General features: G+C 29.2%; 1 pseudogene. It reads left to right on the forward strand.

The window, feature by feature from the left end:
• Positions 1-696 (forward strand): annotated as a pseudogene (locus AC1DTM_RS30205) (translation initiation inhibitor); the annotation flags it as partial.

Here is a 696-nt window from a genome sequence, read left to right on the forward strand (position 1 = left end):
CTTTTTAATGAATTCCAACTAAGCTTCCCATATTTTACATCACTTCCAGAATGTGAAAAAGTATTAACTGATAATGAGAATGAGTTATTACCTTTATTTGCTCCAAAGGGATTAGACACAATTACGTTAGAAGTATGGTCAGATGACATAATAATAGAGATAGAACAAGCGTTATTAGATAGCAAAATAGTTTTAGCTCAAAATGAAGATTCATCCTATGTATTAAATGCAGATAATCCGGTGCTGTTAAAAATTGAAAGATACAACATTGAAAAATTATTACAAAATCCATATAGAATGCAATATAGCCATAAAAACAAAAAGAAACTTGTAGACGATGTCGTAAAAGCTGTACATGTTACGGCAGGTGAGCAAAATGAAATGAAATTAGCATTAATTGCAATGAAAAATTGTGATGGTCGCGAAAAAATTAATCCAAAGCAAATCATTCGGGAAGGATTCGCTCGAACGGAACGTATTTCAGCATTTATTAATTTATTTATTGGACAAAGTGTATCTAAAAAAGAAATTATTAATGCCATTCTTAGTTTGTTAGAACAAAAGGGATTCTTAAAGCGTAGTTGGAATAAGATAAAATTACCGGGGATAATTGTAAATTTATCAATTGAGAAAATGTCTAAATATGATTTCTTACCTATTTTTTCAAAAATAAATGGGAGAGAAATAGTATATAAA

This window comes from Bacillus sp. P4_D3 (assembly GCF_056401855.1).